Annotated in this window: 8 protein-coding genes and 1 pseudogene; 6 read left to right on the top strand and 3 right to left on the bottom strand. The window is 66.3% G+C overall.

The window, feature by feature from the left end:
• The first annotated feature begins 1255 nt into the window (after positions 1–1255).
• The 3 genes from ACWEVS_RS44635 to ACWEVS_RS44625 all read left to right on the top strand — a co-directional run bounded on the left by ACWEVS_RS44635 (position 1256) and on the right by ACWEVS_RS44625 (position 10580).
• Positions 1256–8503, top strand: a complete 7248-nt coding sequence (locus ACWEVS_RS44635) for an RHS repeat-associated core domain-containing protein (RefSeq protein WP_452557127.1) — start codon at positions 1256–1258, stop codon at positions 8501–8503.
• A 56-nt stretch (positions 8504–8559) separates the two neighbouring features.
• Complete coding sequence (locus ACWEVS_RS44630; RefSeq protein WP_452557125.1) at positions 8560–8856, top strand: hypothetical protein; 297 nt, start codon at positions 8560–8562, stop codon at positions 8854–8856.
• 635 nt (positions 8857–9491) lie between these two features.
• Entirely contained in the window at positions 9492–10580 is a 1089-nt protein-coding gene (locus ACWEVS_RS44625) for an integrase core domain-containing protein (RefSeq protein ID WP_452557123.1), read from the top strand.
• A 378-nt stretch (positions 10581–10958) separates the two neighbouring features.
• Here ACWEVS_RS44625 and ACWEVS_RS44620 read toward each other — a convergent pair whose 3' ends face one another.
• Positions 10959–11594 (bottom strand): recombinase family protein, encoded by a 636-nt coding sequence (locus ACWEVS_RS44620; RefSeq protein ID WP_452557129.1) that lies wholly within the window; start codon positions 11592–11594, stop codon positions 10959–10961.
• Between the two features lie 84 nt (positions 11595–11678).
• Entirely contained in the window at positions 11679–12089 is a 411-nt protein-coding gene (locus ACWEVS_RS44615; protein WP_452557121.1) for a MarR family winged helix-turn-helix transcriptional regulator, read from the bottom strand.
• Positions 12090–12266: 177 nt separating this feature from the next.
• Between ACWEVS_RS44615 and ACWEVS_RS44610 the strand changes: the two genes are divergently transcribed.
• From ACWEVS_RS44610 to ACWEVS_RS44600, 3 genes and pseudogenes are all read left to right on the top strand, one after another.
• Positions 12267–13820 (top strand): MDR family MFS transporter, encoded by a 1554-nt coding sequence (locus ACWEVS_RS44610; protein WP_452557119.1) that lies wholly within the window; start codon positions 12267–12269, stop codon positions 13818–13820.
• Complete coding sequence (locus ACWEVS_RS44605; protein WP_452557117.1) at positions 13813–14523, top strand: DsbA family oxidoreductase; 711 nt, start codon at positions 13813–13815, stop codon at positions 14521–14523. The genes ACWEVS_RS44610 and ACWEVS_RS44605 overlap by 8 nt, the downstream gene beginning before the upstream one ends.
• Before the next feature lie 33 nt (positions 14524–14556).
• Positions 14557–14922: pseudogene (locus ACWEVS_RS44600) on the top strand (IS3 family transposase); the annotation flags it as partial.
• Positions 14923–15038: 116 nt separating this feature from the next.
• Here the strand turns inward: ACWEVS_RS44600 and ACWEVS_RS44595 are convergent.
• A partial coding sequence (locus tag ACWEVS_RS44595) for a transposase (protein ID WP_452557115.1) occupies positions 15039–15320 on the bottom strand: 282 nt, incomplete at its 5' end.

Raw genomic sequence — 15320 nt, 5'->3', positions numbered from 1 at the left:
GGGAACGGCCCAGGAACACCTGCCCCATTCCTCCCCCGCCGAGCCTCGCGTGCAGCCGGTAGGAGCCGATGAGGGTCGGATCGCCGTCGTGCAGGGGGTCGGGCATGGCACCTCTTTCGCGTCGTAGATCTTCGCCTGTCGGTGCCGATGATCCCAAAAAGGCGCACGTTCTGAAGGACGATCGTGGCGCAGAGGCTGAGCGATCCGCTAGACCGGACGGCGGTTGCGGGTGCCGATTATTCATCCGGCCAGGTCAAGCCGCATGGTGGTACTCCCTGAGGACACCGCCCAGTCGGTCGCGTCGGCGAATGTCGAGCGGCGTGACCGGGGCAGCGTCTGTGCTTGGATCAGGAAGTGCTCGGAGCGGAGCTGCCTGCTGGAGCGCCCGATGTGGCCGATGTTCGTTATAGAACGTCTCGAATTCACGCAGCGCCTGGAGAAGGTGCTTCTGGTTCCTGAGGGTGTGCCGCTTCATATCTCATCGGGTAGTGCCTGATCTGTGGTTTTGGCCTTCAGGCCGCTCGCGGGCAAGATCGCGGCCTGTGTCGGTTCGTCTGCTGTACCTGACCTTGATTCGAGTGTTTGGCTGGCTGATGTTGCTTGGGCGTGGTCGGGCGTCCAAGGATGTCGAGATCATGGTGCTTCGGCATGAGTACACCCATGCGGTCTGCTGTCCATGCAAGCAAGATCATTTGTCGTCTGCCTGTTACTCGAGGCCGCCGGACTTGAGTGCGATAGGAGGCGGCGCGTACGGCCTGGCCGCCGGGTTGACGCGTGGCTCCAAAGCCGAGGAGACGAAACGCGCTGGCGGGTCCACTGTGGAGTGCGCCCGCGCCTTGTCGACCGGCGCAGTCCGACGACCTTGCGGCCGAATCTATGAGGAACGAGCTGCCGAGTACAGACCGGGGCCATGCCTTACTACGGAGGGTGCATGCATAGGCATGTCGCGAGATCATTTTGTGATATTTCGGGATCTTGTTGCGGAACGGGTCAAAGATTACGGTCAGGACCGGTCCAATAGCACGCTCTGAGCCGCACGGCAGGAGCGACGTCCGGTGATCGCAAGGTCGCCTCTCGTTGTGGTTCGGAGTGTGATGGCGCATGCGTCGTATGGGTTCGCGCTGGTCTGGTGTCGAGGGACGGCGCGCGAGACTGCTATGCGGCGCTGTGGCGGTGGCCAGTTCCTGGGTTGATCGCGTTATCGACGCTTCCGGCGTCGGCCGAGGCGATCGCCCAGGTCAGATGGACGGGAACCGTGGCGCCGGGCGAGGCGCTCGCGCCTGTGCAGGCCGCCGGCTCAGCTGCCGGATTCCCGGCGTTGGTGCCGACGAGTGCGACTTCGTCGACCTCAGCCACCGCAGATCCGGGCGCGTGGGTACCCAACCCGAAGGTGCCAGAGGAAGCGGTTCCCGCGGAGGACCGCACCCCGGCTGCCGTGGAAACGAATACTGAGGGGCTTGCCTCGGGTGTGGCCAGGGCCGAAGCCGCCGATGCGATGCTGGCGTCGCCCTCGCTGGTGGACGTGTATCCGAAGCCGGGCTACCTGGTGGATTCGTTGACGCCGACGTTGCGGGCGTGGGGTAAGAGTAGCAACGGCAACTATGCGGTCTCCTACTCGTTCACGATCTGCGACAACGAGGCGATGACCGGCACCGGCTGCACGAGCTCCGGGTATGTGGCGGGCAACGCCAACAAGTGGACGGTTCCGGCGGGGAAGCTGTCGTGGGGTACGCAGTACTGGTGGCAGGTCGCCGTCAAGGACTCCTACGACGGCGCCACGCTGACCACTACGGGTCTGACCTTCGTGACCGGTGTGCGCCAGCCCGCGGTGACCTCGCAGCTTGCCACCCCGGGCATCGGGGGCAAGGAGTTCGACCAGCAGTCCGGTAACTACACCACCACAGCTACCGACCTGACCGTGGCCACTGCCGGGCCGCCGCTGGCGGTCGTGCGCACCTACAACAGCATGGACCCGCGCTCCGACGGGATTTTCGGTGCCGGCTGGTCGACCCGCTGGGACATGAAGGTGCTGCGCGAGGTGCGCGGCAGCAGCGTCTCGGCGTTGGTGACCTACCCCGACGGGCGTCAGGTGCGCTTTCGCGCCAACGGTAACGGCACGTTCCAGCCGCCGCCCGGCATGCAGGCCACGCTGGCCGAGGAGAGCGGCGGGACGTGGCGGTTGATGGACAAGAGCGCCACCGTCTACCTGTTCGACAGCGCCGGTCGGTTGACCAAGGTGACCGACCAGCGGGGCCGCAGCCAGGAGCTGACCTACGGTAGTGACGGCAAGCTGGCCAAGGCGACCGGTGCCGGCGGCAGGTCGATCACTTTCGGCTGGACCGGTAACCACGTCACCAGCGTCTCCAGCGACCCGGTCGACGGGACGGCGTTGACGTGGACCTACACCTACGACGGTGACCGGCTCACGCAGGTGTGTGCGCCGGTGGCGGCGCCGAACTGCACCAGCTACGGCTACGGCAGCGGCTCGCAGTACCGCAGCAGCGTGCTCAACTCCGACCCGTTCGGCTACTGGCGGCTCGGCGAGACGACCGGTACCACAGCCGCCGACCTGGGCACCGGCGCCGGCAACGCGACCTACCAGGCGGTGACGCTCGGCGAGCCGGGCGCCCTTTCCGGTACCCCGGACACCGCGGCAGGGTTCAAGGCCGGGGCGGCGGTCAAGCTACCGGCCAACGCGATCCCGCACGTGGCCGACCAGATGTCGGTGGAGGCCTGGTTCAAGACCAGCGGTTCCGGCGTGATCCTCGCCGCCGGCACCAGCGAGTCCAGCGGGGTGGCGGTCGGCCCGATGCTGTACGTGGGCACCGACGGCAAGCTGCGCGGCTCGCTGGGCACCGTCGCCGCCCCGATCAGCAGCACCGGCGTGGTGAACGACGGCGCCTGGCACCACGTGGTGCTGACCGTGGCCGGGCAGAACCAGACCCTGTTCCTGGACGGCCAGCAGGCCGGCACCGCGACCGGGCAGGTCAACGAGTGGCGGCAGTACGCCACCGTCGGCAACGGCGTGACCAACGCGGCCACGTCGCTGGCCGTCCCGGCCGGCACGCAGGCCTTCCCGCTGCAGGGCCAGGTGGATGAGTTCGCCGTCTACGGCAAGCCGCTGACCGCCGCCGAGATCGCCGGCCACTACGCCGCCCGCACCGCGGTGCCGCACAAGCTGTCCACCGTCACGCTGCCATCCGGGCGGGTGTGGGCGGCCAACACCTACGACGAGCGCACCGACCGCCTGGCGACGCACACCGACAATCACGGCGGCCTGTGGAAGATCGGCGACATCTCGACCGAGCAGCAGTCCGGCGAGGCGCTCGTGGTGGTCACCGACCCGGCCAACGAGAAGCTCCAATACCTGTATGACGCCTGGCGCGGGTTCCGGATCCGCGGGGAGACCGACCAGCTGAACTTCACCACCTGGTACGAGTACGACCAGGCCGGCTACCTGACCAAGGTCATCGACCGCAACAACATCGCCAACGACATCTTCCAGGACAAGCGCGGCAACACCATCGCCCGCAAGTACTGCCGCGCCCCGGGCGAGTGCGCGATCGAGTTCTGGTCCTACTACCTGAACGCCAACGACCAGTTCGACCCGCGCAACGACCGGCTGCTGGCCCGCCGCGACGGCCGCTCCGGCGGCGATGACGACCCCACCTACGCCACCACGTCGGAGTACAACAGCTACGGCGAGCAGACCAAGCAGACCACCCCGGCCACCGCCGACTTCCCGCAAGGCCGCTCCACCACCTTCACCTACACCGACGGCAGCGAGTCGGCGATCGGCGGCGGCACCATGCCGGCCGGCCTGCTGAAGACCAAGACCACCCCGAACTCGGCCACCTGGAGCTACGCCTACACCAAGGCCGGCGACCTGGCCGAGCAGACCGATCCGGAAGGATTGATCACTCGGTTTGAGCACGACGCGCTCGGCCGAATCGCCGCCAAGACCGAGATCTCCGACTCCCAGCCGAACGGGGTGAAGACCACCTTCGCCTACGACGCGCTCGGCCGGATCACCACCGAGACCGCACCGGGGGTGAAGAACGAGATCTCCGGTGTCACGCACACCGCGCAGACCCGGCACAGCTACGACCCGGACGGTCACCCGCTCACCGTGACGCTTGCCGACCTGACCGGCGGCGATGCCGAACGGGTCACCACCTACACCTACGACGACTTCGGCCGCGCCGCCACCGTCACCGACCCGGAAGGCGGCGTCACCAAGCAGGACTACAACACGCGCGGCTGGCCCACCCGGCAGACCGACCCGCGCGGCACCGTCATCGAGCAGGGCTACAGCAAGCGCGGCGAGCCCACCACCCGCACGCTGAAGGGATGGACCGGCAGCCCGGTCAACCCGCAACCGGCCACCGACGTGGTGCTCGAGTCCCGCGGCTACGACCCGGGCGGACGCCTGGCGTCCACCGCGGACGCGATGGGCCGCAAGACCGCCTACGTGTACTGGATGGACAACCGGCTCCAGCAGAAGGTCGCCGATGACGCCAAGCTGAACGGCTCGACCACCCCAGCGGATGTGGTGCTGGAGTCAGCCGAGTACGACCCGGCCGGCAACCTGACCCAGCAGATCAACGGCGGCGGCCTGGCCACCACCGACTTCGTCTACGACGCGGCCAGCCGTCTGTCCTCGCAGACGTTTGATCCGGCCAACCTGGCCCGCACCACGAGCTTCGTCTACGACGCGGTCGGCAACGTCACCAAGAAGACGCTGACCGCGGCGGACACCAGCCGCAGCGAAGTGACCGAGTTCGCCTACAACAAGACCGGTCAGGTGACCCGGGAGACGATCGAGAACGGCAGCCAGGACCTGGTCTCCGAACTGTCCTACGACGACCGCGGCCTGGTCACCGCGATCACCGACCCGCGCGGCAGCGTCTCCGGTGCCAACCCGGCCGACTTCACCACCAACCTACGTTATGACGCCTTCGGCCGGTTGATCGAGACCATGGCTCCGCAAGTGCAGGTAGACAAGGCCGGGTCGGCCGCTACTACCCGGCCGACCCACTTGGTGGGCTACAACACCTCAGGCGACAAGACCCACATCAGGGACGCCGAAGGCCGCACCACCACGGTGGCCTTCGATAAGGCCGGCAGGCCGGTCGCGACGACCGCGCCCACCTACACGCCGCCAGGCGGCGCACCGATCACGCCCACCACCAGCAACTCCTACGACAAGGCGGGGCAGGTACTCAGCACCACCGACGCGCGCGGTCATGTCACCGGGTTCGAGTACGACCAGTTGGGCCGGCAGGTTTGGACCACTGACCCGGCGCCGGAAGGGCAAAGCCCGGGCCGGTGGGTCGCCGAGTACGACCTGCTCGGTGAGCCGCTCGCGGTCGTCGACCCGACCGGCGCCCGAGTGGAAAGCACCTACGACGATCTGGGACGGCAGGTCACGTCCACGCAGATCGAGCGCAAGCCGTCCAGCGCGATCTACACCACGCGGATGGAGTACAACACCGCCGGACACCTGACCAAGAAGATCCTGCCCGGTAACAAGTCCACCACCTTCACCGTGAACGCGGCGGGCGAGACGACCGAAAAGATCGATCCGCTCACCCACAAGAGCACGATTGCCTACGACCTGGCTGGCCGCATCGCGAAGATCACCGACGCGCTGGGCAACGCCACCCTGACCGACTACGACCTGGCCGGCCGCAAGACCAGCGTCAAGGACCTCAACGCCGCCGGCACGGTGCTGCGCACCACCGGCTACGGCTACGACGCCGCGAGCAACCCCACCAGCACCACCACCCCGGAAGGCCGCACCACCCGACAGACCTTCGACGCGCTCAACCGGGTCACCTCGCTCATCGAACCTGTCTCGGCCACGGACTCGATCACCACGAGCTTCGGCTACGACGCCGTTGGCGCCCGGACCCGGCTCACCGACGGCCGCGGCAACGCCACCTGGACCAGCTACAACAGCCTCGGCCTCCAGGAGACAGTCATCGAGCCGTCCACCACCGCGCACCCCAACCTGGCCGACCGCGCCTGGACTAGCGTCTACGACGCGATGGGCAACGAGACGGCCACCGTCCAGCCGGGCGGGGTGCGGATCGACCGGGTCTTCGACCACCTCAACCGGCTGGTCACCGAGAGCGGCAGCGGCGCCGAAACCCTCACCTCGGACCGGACCTTCGGCTACGATCTCGCCGGCCGCCAGATCACCATCGGGGATCTCACGGTCGACTACAACGACCGCGGCCTGCCGCTGACCATCAAGCGTGGCGCGGCGCAGCAGACCGGCTACAGCTACGATGCGCTCGGCAACCCCACCCAGCGCATCGACGCCGCCGGCACCTCCGCCTTCACCTGGGACAACGCCAACCGCGTCGCCACCACGACCGACCCGGTCACCGGCCGTACCCTGACCTACGGCTATGACAACGCCGACCGGCTCACCTCCATCACCCCGACCACCGGCCAGGCCGGCACCCAGGCCTACACCTACGACGAGCTCGACCGCGTCAAGACCCACACGCTGAACAACGGCGCGGGCACCCAGCTCGCCAAGATCACCTACGGGTGGGACAACGACGACAACCTCACCACCAAGACCACCGCAGGCACCGCCGGCGCCGGCACCAACACCTACGGCTACGACCACGCCGAACGCCTGACCTCCTGGACCGCCCCCGGCGGCGCCACCACGACCTACGAGTGGGATGCCTCCGGCAACCGCACCAAGGCCGGTGACAAGACCTTCACCTACGACGAGCGCAACCGTCTGACAGCGGGCGACGGCGCCACTTACGCCTACACCGCTCGCGGCACCCTGGCCACCGAGACGAAGGGCGGCACCTCCCGCAACCTGACGTTCAACGCCTTCGACCAGCTTGTCAACGACGGCGAACTCGCCTACACCTACGACGCGCTCGGCCGACTGACCAGCCGCGCGAAGGCAGGAGCCACCCAGCACTACGTCTACTCCGGGCTGGCCAACGACATCGCCACCATCACCGACAACACCGGCGCCGCCCAGGCCAAGTACGGCCGCGACCTCACCGGCGGCGTCCTGGGCATCCAAGAAGGCGGCGGCGCGGCGGTGAGTGCTCTGACCGACCTGCACGGCGACTTGGTCGCCACCTTCAACGCCAGCGCTCTTGTTGGATCCACCGCCTACGATCCCTTCGGCCAGGTCACCGCTCGGACCGGGGCCGAGCGCAGCCTCGGGTACCAGGGTGAGTACACAGACCCGGACACTGGCAAGGTGAACATGCACGCCCGCTGGTACCAGCCCGGCACCGGTGGTTTCGCCAGCCGTGATACCGCCACCTTGGCCCCAAGCCCGTCCGTGCAGGCCAACCGCTACACCTATGCCAATGCCTCACCGCTCACCGGCATCGACCCCACGGGGCACTCCACAGTGCCAGGAGGCTCGCTGAGGGAAGCCGGATGGGCGGGCGGAGGCTGCGTCGGCGGCATGGGTGGAGGCAGTATCTGCCACGAGACGGCCTCCCATGCGCGATGGTGGAGCGACTTCACCAACGCGCCGGGCTACGACTGGCTCTACGGCCCCGGACTCTCCGAGTCGGAGATCGAACGCCTCGGCCGCAAATACATGCCTAATGGCAGGCCCGTCCCCAGCGATATTGAACAGGACTTCTGGGATTCGGAAGCTGTAACACAGAATGACTTTATGGGCAAGTATAGCCCGGTTTATGACAATAAAACTATTCTAGAGGTTTGGATTAGTTCACTTCTCGAAACGGGCAGTGCGACGGCACAGGCAGGCGCTGCTGGATCCCCGCCCCCCTGTGGTCCTAACACGCGAGGAACTACCGGTATCGCATCGGACGGCTGCTACATGTCGCCGACTCACCGGAAGATCTACAACGCTGCAAAGAAGTATGAGAAGTATAAGGATGACGCCCCTGATTGGGGTTTCATAGATTGGGCCAAGGCAAAGGTAGACGGTGTCGACTGGGCGAAACTGAATAAGTTCAAGGGCGAATGGGTCACACACTTTGCAGAAGTGATCAAGGGTGCCGCCAAACTCTTCAATATTCCAGCAGTAGTGCTGGGGGGAGTCGCCTACATCGAGGTTGGAAAGAAGTGGGAGCATCTAGAGAAGGTTGCTGCCAACATCCGAAGCATGGCGCCGAACACCCGCATTGCTGGAGGGAAGTGGTTGGACACAAGTCTGGGCGCCTTGAACATTTCCATCAGAGTTGCGGCGCGAACTCTAGGATATAACCCCAACAAGCTTAATGTCGCCCAGGTCAGGCTCATTATTACCGCACTAGAGGACCCAATCCAATCGATCTTCATTGCTGCCAAGCATCTATCGGACTACCGGGATACCTACATGCAAGGCAAGCGTGATCCCGTGACCGAGGCGCAATGGGTTAAAATGTGGTCCGATATTGCCAACATATATAACCCGCATTACAGGAGTGGAGGAAAGACTTACGGGGAGTGGGTAATGATCAATCGGGCGGGCGTCGGTAAGATGCTGGGTGTGTAGAGCAGGTGGATTCGGCCATGCGTGCCAGCTGTACGCAGAGCTTCGGGAGGTGATCGATGCGAACTGTTGCTTGGGTGTTGGGAGTTGTGGGCTACCTGCTGAGCTTGGCTATGCTTTGGTTTAGCTATGTTGTTGACCTGGAAACCTATTCCGCAGCGGATCCAGGCACCTATAATCCAGTGTCGCTGGCTAATGTGCTAGCAGTGACTCTATTTGCCTCCCTGGCTATGGTGTTGGTGTCTCTGCAGCCCTTCTTGGCACGCCGCAAGTGGGTTTTTCTGCCGTCGGCCATTATTTGGGTATTGGGAATCGCCAGAATTATCTATGTGTGGGCGGTGTCCTCAATTTCATAGACGGAGCAGATAGCTCCTGTGCGAAGTCCTCAGCCAGCGCTCGCACCGGCTCGGGTCGTGTGGATATCTTGTAGGCCGCTGGCGTCCGGCCCAGCTGGCAACGGCACGTAGATCCGGCTCCGGGCGGACGTCAGCAAGGTGGGGGAGGATGGGGTTATCCATTTTCATAGCAGCCCTGGGACGTACTTCTCGTGTCTTTGCGGTTGGCATCCTAGCTGTAGCGGCGATGCCGAGCCTCGTGGGCTGTACGACGAGGGAGGCTTGGCGGTGTGGGTGTCACCATTGATTCCAAAGGCGCGTTGATCGCGGTTGCCTGGTGTGGCGAGCAACCGGACGGGATCACGGTATACCGAGGTGGCGGCGAAAACTCTGTCGACATTATTACTCTTCGGGCGCCCAGGCTCGAATGCACCGCGCCCTGAACTGGCGCGACGTGTTCGCCGCCCCGTCCAACCGGTGGGCGGACCGTGCTCGCGGGCCTGAGCCTGTCCGACGATGTCGGCGAGCACCTGGCCCAGCTCTGCGCCTGCCGAAAATGTCATCCGGCCAGGTCGCTGGTCTTGCAGGCATTCTTCTCTGGCCTGGGCAATCTTCGGTCACCAGCAAAGACAATCTGTGCGGCATGATGATCGGCCGTGCTGCTTCGCCTGGCCTATCTCGCCGTCACGAACGCCTTCGCCGCGCTGCGGTTGCTGCCCATGGGCGATCGGGACAAGGACATCGAGATACTCGCCCTGCGCCATCAGATCACCGTGCTTGAACGGCAACTCGGCGCCGACAGCAGGGTGAGATTCGCGCCCGAGGACCGAGCCTTTCTCGCCGCGCTCCTGGCACCACTGCCTCGTGAAGTCCTGCGCCGACTGCGGCTCCTCGTCCGCCCGGACACCGTTCTGCGCTGGCATCGCGATCTGATGAAGCGGCGTCATGCCCGTACCTGCCGGCCGAACCGGCGTGGGCGCCCGCCCACGGTCCGCTCCATCCGCGTCCTATCCTGCGACTGGTTCGCGAAAATCCATCGTGGGGGATATCGGCGAGTATATGGCGAGCTCACCGCACTCGGCATCAAGGTGGCTGCGTCGACGGTCTGGGAGATCCTCAAGCAAGAAGGGCTTGATCCGGCATCCGAGAGGGCGTCGACCACGTGGGCCGACTTCCTGCGCTCGCAGGCCGGCGCCCTGTTGGCCTGCGTTTTCATCGAGACCATCACCTTGAACGGGCAGCGCCAGTACATCCTGGCGATCAACGAGCACGCCAGCAGGCGCGTGCGCGTGCTGGGCACCACCGCGCACCCGAACGCGAGCTGGGTCATCCAGGCGATCAAGAATCTCGTGATGGATCTGGACGAGGCGGGCTGCCGGGCGCGCTATCTGATCCGAGACCGGGATGCGAAGTTCCCGGCCCTCATGGACGAGATCCTCGCCGACGCCGGCATCCAGACCGTGCTCACCGGTATCCGGATGCCGCGCATGAACGCGGTCATGGAACGATGGGTGCAGTCGTGCCGCCGAGAGCGTCTCGACCGCTGCCTGATCTGGAACGAACGCCACCTACGGCACGCCCTGCGCGAGTACGAAAAGTTCTACAACAAGCACCGAGCCCATCAGGCCCTGGCCCAAGCGGCACCGTTGCGTACCGTGCCAGATCCGATCACCGATCCGAAGCGAATCGCCGACCTGAAGGCGTCCGTGTTGGCTATGTCGGTAAGAACCGGAGCCGAATGTTGATGGCTGGCTCTCTTGATCGACTCGGCCAGAGTGCCGTGTCGGTGAGTTCGGGAGCCACCTCGACAGCTCGGCCGACTCACTGGCAGTCTCCGGCCTTCCTCGATAGCTGCCGACCCCGCCGTCGGCGAGCGACGGCCATACTCGGCAACGAGGAAGGCCAGAGTGGCTCTCGAATTCGCCGGCATGAGCCCGGCCCGAGAGCCGTACCACGGCTCTCAAAGAGAGCGATATGTGGCTCCCGTTGTCACCGACATAGCCACCGTGTTGACCGGATGGAGACGCGCGTCATGAGCCCCAAAGTGGGGCGTTGCCGCAGGCCAATGTGATGGAGTCCTCGCCCGAGAGTGGGTTATGGTCCGAGGCCCGCGGCCGTGGCCGTCACCAGCCACACCATGAAGGCCGGGTAAAGGGGTCTTCTATGTACCCACGAGGTACCAGCGCCGCGGACCAGAGGCGCGATGGATCGGGACGATCGTTGCGCACAACGCGAGCGGCAACACAGGCGGCATCAGCGAGTGCCTGGCCGCGCTCGCCCCCTGCAGCCCGGCGTGACGCAGATGCTCCGGTGGCGCCGAGAACCTGGTCGCTGGTCATCGCCGGGGGGCGGCCCAGGCGGGTGCCGCGGGCGCGGGCGGCGTCCAGTCCTTCGTTGGTGCCTTCAATGATGAGTTCGCGGATGAACTCGGCCAGGGCGGCGAAGACGTGGAAGACCAGGCGGCCGCCGGCGGTGGTGGTGTCCAGGGCCTCGTGTAGGGAGCGGAACCCGATGCCGCGTTTGCGCAGGCCCGCCACGATGGCGATGAGGTCCTGGAGGGAGCGGCCGAGGCGGTCCAGCGACGGCACGACCAGGGTGTCGCCGGGCCGCAGATAGTCCAGGCAGGCCCACAGCTCACTGCGGTCGGCGTTCTTGCCCGACTTCTTGTCGGCGAAGATGCGGATGCAGCCCGCCGCGGTGAGCGCGGCCAGTTGGCGGTCCAGGCGCTGGTCGCGGGTGGACACGCGGGCGTACCCGATCAGCGCGCCGCCGGGGAACCGGGCCCGACCGGTACCGAGGCAGAAACAGCGGCGCTCAGCCAGTCGCGTCAGAGTCCGGCCTCGTTACGTCTGGTCGAAGATGTCGGCGACCTTGCCGAGGACTCGGATTGCCGCCTGGAGGTCCTCGGGGGGCACGTCGGACATCGCTTCCTGCCAGCGTTGCCGCCACCGTTCGCGCGCCTCTGTGACGGTCTCGGTCCCGCGGTCGGTCAGCACGATCAGCACGGCGCGCCGGTCGGTGAGGCTGCGCTCTCGTCTGATGATTCCCCTGGCCTCAAGGACGTCGAGCATGCCGGTCATGGTCGCCGGGGTGACGTCGGCGTAGTCGGCCAGCTGGCGGGCGGTTGCCTGCCCCGCTTCGGCCAGGCCGTCCAGTGCGCGCAGCTGTGTTCCGGACAGGTCATCGCCGCTGGCCTGTTCGCGACCGCGCTTGCGTCGGAACGCCGCGAACAGTCCGGCGACCGCCTGTTCCACCTGTTCAGCCTCGGTTCTCATGTATGGAGCCTAACAGTCAAGACCCTCACTGTATGGACACTTACTGTTAGGATCCATATTGTATGGAACCTAACTAATGGAGGGAATCTTCTCGTGAACGCATCCCTTGCCCCACCTGCCTCGCCAGATCGTGCGGCTCCGCTCGGCCGCGGTGCTGTGGCGGCGGTGATGGCCGCGCTGATGCTCGGCCTGCTACTGGGCGCGCTGGACCAGATGATCGTCGCCGCGGTGATGCGGACGGTCGCTGATCAACTCGATGGTTTGACGCTGCAAGCCTGGGCGACCACCGCGTATCTGATCACCGGGGTGGTGTCGACGCCGCTGTACGGGCGGCTGTCGGACATCTACGGCCGCAAGCCGCTCTACCTGGTCTCGATCTCGCTGTTCCTGCTGGGCTCGCTGTTGTGCGCGGCGGCGCAGTCGATGTACGAGCTGGCCGCCTTCCGCGCCGTGCAGGGCCTCGGCGCCGGCGGTCTGATGGCGCTGGCGTTCGCGATCCTGGCCGACATGCTCCCGCCCGGGGAGCGCAGCAAGTACCAGGCATGGTTCGGGGCCGTGTTCGGGATCTCCAGCGTGGCCGGTCCCGTGCTCGGCGGGCTGTTCGCCGGGATGGGCAGCTTCCTGGGGGTGGCCGGTTGGCGCTGGGCGTTCCTGGTCAACCTGCCGTTCGGCATCGTCGCCCTGGTGCTGGTCGTGACGCTCTACCGGCTGCCGCACACCCGCGCCGACCACCGCATCGACTTTGGCGGCGCGGTGACGTTGCTGCTCGGGCTGGTGCCCCTGTTGCTCGTGGCCGAGCAGGGTTCCGGCTGGGGTTGGGCGTCGGCACGCACGCTGGTCCTGACCGGTGTGGGCGCCGCCGGGCTGTTGGGGTTCGTTGTGGTCGAACGGCGGATGGGCGACGCGGCGCTGCTACCGCCGCGGCTGTTCGTCAGCCCGCTGTTCACGATGAGCAACGCGGTGAACGTCGTCGTCGGCATGGGCGTGTTCGGCGGGTTGTCGGTCCTGCCGCTCTACCTACAGATCGTCAAGGGCCTCTCCCCGACCGAGGCGGGGCTGATGCTGATGCCGCAGACCCTGGGAATCGTCGCGGCCGGCCGTCTGTGCGGCTCCTTCGTCACCCGTACGGGCCGCTACAAGGGCCTGCTTCTGCTCGGCCTGGCCGTCATGACCGGCTGCGCGTTCGCCTTCGCGCAGTTGACTCCCGGCACCTCGCTGTGGCTCACCGGCCTCATCACGGCCGTCATGGGGCTGGGCATCGGCCTGTGTTTCCAGGTCATGCTGATCGCCATCCAGGCGTCGGCACCTGCGGGGACCATGGGTGCGGCCAGTGCCTCCTACACCTTCTTCCGCCAGATCGGCGGGACCGCGGGAACCGCGATCTATCTGTCGCTCCTGTTCGGCCTCGCCGAAGACCGCATCCCCGCCGCCCTCCAACAGGCGAAAAGCACCCCGGAGGTCCAGTCGGCCCTGCACGATCCCGCGGTGACCGGCGACCCCAGCGCACAGGAGGTGGTGGCGAGCCTGCACGGCGGATCCGGCATCAACCTGAACGACACCTCCTACCTCGACCACCTCGACGCCCGCCTCGCCCACCCCGTGCTGGACGGCATGGCCAGCGCGATGGACACCGTCTTCGTCGTGGTCGGCTGCGTCCTGACCGCCGGACTGGTCCTGGCCCTGTTCCTCAAGGAGCAGACCCGTGATTGACCTGGAGATCTGGTCGGACGTGATGTGTCCCTGGTGCTACATCGGCAAGAAGCGCCTGGACCGCGTCCTTGAGCAGCTCGACGAGGTCCGCGTCACCTGGCGCAGTTTCGAACTCCGCCCCGACCAGCCAACCGTTCCCGGCGCCACCCTGGCCGAGATGATGGCGCGACGCTTCAACCTGAGCCCGCCCGACCTCACCGCGACATTCCAGCGGATCCAGCGGCTGGGAAAGGCCGAGGGCCTGGCCCTGAATCCCGCCACCGCCCGCCCGGTCAGCTCCTTCGACGCCCACCGCCTGATCCATCTGGCCGCCGACCACCGCCTGGCCGACGCCATGGTCGAACGCCTCTTCCACGCCCACCTTGCCGACAACATCAACATCGCCGACCCCGAGATCCTGCACGCCCTCGCGCTACAGGCCGGCCTACCCGCCCGCGCCGCCCGCGCCGTTCTCGACACCGACGCCTACGCCGCCAACGTGCGGGCCGAGGAGGAACGTGCGGCCCGGCTAGGCGTCCGCCAGGTCCCCACGTTCGTCATCAACGGCACACCCGCCCTCTCCGGAGCCCCGGAGCACACCCAACTCCAAGCCCTCCTGACAAGAGCGACGGTGCGACAGCACCTCGCGGCCAACCCTCCCGAAAACAAGGAAGCCTACCCCCGAGATCGTTCACCCGCTCAGAGCGGACCAGCTGACTGTTGACCCCCAGCGCTCGGCCCCGGCCCGAGGTCGAGCTGCTGGCGCCGAGCTCGACCGGCCACACACGCACTCGTGACCTTCATCGACGAACACCGCGACCTGTTCGGTGTCGAGCCGATCTGCCATGTGCTGACCGAGCACGGCCTTGCCATCTCGCCCAGCACCTACTACGCCGCCAAGAACAGGACTCCCTCGGCCCGAGCCCTCAGCGACGCCGAGCTGGACGACCACATCCGGCGCATCCACACCACCAACTACGGCGTCTACGGCGCTCGGAAGGTCTGGCGGCAGCTGCTGCGCGAGGGCCACCAGGTCGCCCGGTGCACGGTCGAGCGGCGGATGCGTGCCCTGGGCCTGCAAGGAGCCCGCCGCGGCAAGAAGATCCGCACCACTGTGGTCGATCCCGGCCATCCGGCAACCTCCCGCCGGCGGAGTACGAAGCCCTCTACTACGCTCATCGCCAGCCCAACGAAACCGTTGGAATCAACCCCTGAGCTCTCCATCAAAGCCGGGGCGGTTCATGGTGTGGTTTCGCCGGTTACACGCTTGCTGACGTTGTCGATCATCGCAATGTGGATCATGGCTTCGGAGCTTGCGGGCAACGTCTCGTAGTCGCGGGCGAGCCTGCGGTGCAGCATCAGGCATCCAAGGGTGCGTTCGATGACCCAGCGGCGTTTGAGCACGTGGAAGCCCTTGACGTCGGGATTGCGGGGGACGATCTCGGCGTCGATGCCCAGGGCTGCGGCATGCTCGGCGAACTGGGTCTTGAAGCCGGCGTCGACCCAGGTCTTGGTAATCGT

It is taken from the genome of Nonomuraea sp. NPDC003754, assembly GCF_053605785.1.
This window is presented reverse-complemented; position numbering and strand designations above follow the sequence as displayed.

Excerpts from the sequence above, each read along its gene's own strand:
- ACWEVS_RS44630 (WP_452557125.1), top strand. The coding sequence starts at position 8,560 with ATGCGAACTGTTGCTTGGGTGTTGGGAGTTGTGGGCTACCTGCTGAGC.